Consider the following 241-nt stretch of genomic DNA (forward strand, 5'->3'; position numbering starts at 1 on the left):
GTTCGGGGGGGGGGGCGGCGGGGGCGGGGCCGGGCCCCCCGGCGCGCCCCCGCGGGGGGGGGGGGGGGGGGCGCCGCGGCCGCGGCCGCCGCGGGGGGGGGGGGGGGGGGGGGGGGGCGGCGGCGCCGGGGGGGGGGGGGGGGGGGGGGGGGGGGGGGGGGGGGGGCCCCGGGCCCGGGCGGGGGGGGGCGGGGGGGGGGGGGGAGGCGGCGGCGGCGCCGCGGCCGCGGCCCGGGGCGGG

The 241-nt window shown here is 98.8% G+C and carries 1 protein-coding gene; it reads left to right on the forward strand.

The features are described from left to right. Positions 1–241 (forward strand): hypothetical protein (locus ACEN88_RS36185; RefSeq protein WP_413347195.1); only part of this gene is annotated, 241 nt, incomplete at both ends.

The sequence above is a fragment of the Massilia sp. CT11-108 genome, assembly GCF_047302915.1.
GTDB classification, from domain to species: Bacteria; Pseudomonadota; Gammaproteobacteria; order Burkholderiales; family Burkholderiaceae_D; genus Telluria; species Telluria orientalis.